The sequence below is a fragment of the Streptomyces sp. NPDC048291 genome, assembly GCF_043201715.1.
Taxonomy (GTDB): Bacteria; Actinomycetota; Actinomycetes; order Streptomycetales; family Streptomycetaceae; genus Streptomyces.
Genome location: NZ_JBICZC010000043.1, coordinates 1 through 2302 on the forward strand (window position 1 = coordinate 1; position 2302 = coordinate 2302).

The following is a 2302-nucleotide window of genomic DNA, read 5'->3' on the forward strand; positions in this document are numbered from 1 at the left end:
GGGTGCGGCTCTGTCTGAGTGAGTTCCCGCGTCAGGCTTGAAGTGCGTGTATGTGCTGGTCGGGTAAGGGATGGAGTCGTTCGTGCTCTTTCCGCGCGTGGAAGATCCAGTAGTCGGGGAAGTCGCCGTTGTTGATGACGGTGCGGAGGGTGAGGACGGCTTCGGCGCCGGGGACGGTCCACCTGCTGCCGGTGATGTCGAGTCTGTCGGCGACCAGATGGCGGGCTGCTCCTTCGACGGCGCCGCTGGCGATCGGCCAGCCCGCTGCCAGGGCCTGGTCGTAGTGGACGAAGTCGGCGTTGTTCTCGAGGTATCGGCATGCTTTGTCAGCGGCGGCGCGCTGGTCGTCGCTGAGGTGGTGGCGGTCGGCTTGGGTGCGGATGTCACGGGCGGCGCCGGGGGCGTCGCCGGCCAGGATCCGGGCGGCCTTGATGCCGACCCAGTTCTCGGCCGCGGGATCGGTGGGAGTGTGGAAACACCGCGAGGCCGCCCACAGCTTCTCGATCACGTGGACGATGTCGAGGACGATGTGGATCGTGACGCCGCGTCGGGCGGCCTCGGTCTGGATCAACTCCATCTGGTGGGCGGCGCCGTCGACCAGCACCACCCAGGTCCGGTGGTGTTCGGGGTCGCGGGCCTGGGCCTGGTCGAACGCGGCGGCGATGACCGTTTCGGCGTCCTCGCGCACGGAAGCGGTGAGCCATTTCGCCCGCGCGTTGGGTCCTTTGCGGACGGTGCGGTCTCCGGTGCGGCCGCCGGGCGGGGCGATGATGTCGTGCGGGCGGCGGATCGCGGGCTCGGCGTCGTGGACGACGGCGAGGGTGGCCATCCTTTTGCGGCAGGACTTCTCGCCGGTCGACAGCCGGGTGCGGAAGGTGTGCCGGGCCCTGGCGGCGGCTTTCGCGGTGGCCTCGCGCAGGTGGCCCGGGCGCATCACGATTCCCTTCTGGTCGACACTGATCACCAGCAGCGTCCCGGCCGGGGCCGGGTGGGGAGCGCGGGCCGTATAGAACGCGGCGACGTCCACGGCCGCGGCCGCCACCAGATCCTCCACCTGGCGTTTGCCCGCCACCCGGCCCCCGCAGCTGCGGTCGATCGCTTCCAGCGCCGTGTCGTAGGAACCGCGGGCCGCCTCGAGGACTGCGAGGCGGCGCAGTCCCAAACTGTGCCGCCCGTGGGGCAGGCCCAGCATGGCGTCGGCGGGGTAGAGGTTGGTCATGCCTGCGCCGCGCAGAGCGCATCGGGTCACGGTCACCGGCCCCAGCACGGTGGCCAGTTGCCGCCGGTGGCCCTTCTCCAGCCGGCTCCGGCCGGCGGCGAGCGCAGCCCGCTCCTTGGGGCCGAGGGCGGACAGGTGGTCCTCCTCGTGGCGGGCCCGCCACTGGAGATGGGCCTGCAGGAGCAGCCGCCCCAGTTCCCGGGAACCCGCTTCGACGTCGGCCTCAGCCTGTTCATGCGTCACGGTGAGTGCTTCGGGGCTGGAGAGGCGGGTGGCCAGGGAAGTGAGGGAAGAAAACACGCGGGCAAAGGGGTCAGCCGCCGCGGCCGTTTCGTACGCTGCGTTCATCGGGCTCTCGTCTTCGGACAGTGGCGATCTGGTTGGCACCATCGACGCTAGGGACGAGAGCCCGGCCCCACACCGGCGCGAGGCCGCTCGCCGGCCGCGGCTTCCCGCTCCGGCGCACCCGCGCCCGCCCGCCGCGCACCATCCCACGCGAACAGGCCCGGCTCGTCCTCGGCCAGCCAGCCCCGCTCCACCAGCCGTTTCAGCTTCGAACGGAAGCCCTCCACCTTGTTCTTGTCCGTCGACAACCCCAGCGCGGCGCACAGATGATGCGCCCGCATCGGATGCACCGCGTCCTGCATCACCTCGACGACGTCCCGGTACGAGCGCGGCAGCACATCCGCCTCAGCCCCCGGCTCCCACTGGGGCACCAGCCGCACCCCGACCGGCGATCCCGCCCCGCTCCGGTCCACCGGCAGCGGGACTTCCTCCGCGGCCTCGTCCACGGACACCGTCACCGCCCCCTCGCCGGACAGGATCTCCGTCATCGTCTCCCGTGTGATCTCCAGCCGGGACAGCACAGCCTCCCGCTCGGCAAGACGACCAGCCAACTCCTCCATCCGCGAGCGAAGTTCACTGATCTCGGCCCGGGCAGCCGCCTCCCGCCGCTCGATCTCCTCCAGCCACGACACCATCGCCGCCTCCAAGACCACGTCCCAGGACACGACGATCCACCGTCCGCGCACGCACGGCAACGGCGCACGGCATCACCAGCTCACTGAGGAAGAGCCGCACCCA

2 protein-coding genes are annotated in these 2302 nt (G+C 71.0%); both read right to left on the reverse strand.

Going from position 1 to position 2302, the window contains the following annotated elements; genetic code table 11:
- Nucleotides 1–31: 31 nt before the first annotated feature.
- Complete coding sequence (locus ACGF5O_RS49025; protein ID WP_393816437.1) at nucleotides 32–1567, reverse strand: ISKra4 family transposase; 1536 nt, start codon at nucleotides 1565–1567, stop codon at nucleotides 32–34.
- A gap of 47 nt (nucleotides 1568–1614) precedes the next feature.
- A complete protein-coding gene (locus tag ACGF5O_RS49030; RefSeq protein ID WP_393816438.1) occupies nucleotides 1615–2229 on the reverse strand; it encodes a hypothetical protein in 615 nt (204 codons plus the stop codon).
- Between the last annotated feature and the right edge of the window lie 73 nt (nucleotides 2230–2302).

Excerpts from the sequence above, each read along its gene's own strand:
- ACGF5O_RS49025 (WP_393816437.1), bottom strand. The coding sequence starts at position 1,567 with ATGAACGCAGCGTACGAAACGGCCGCGGCGGCTGACCCCTTTGCCCGC.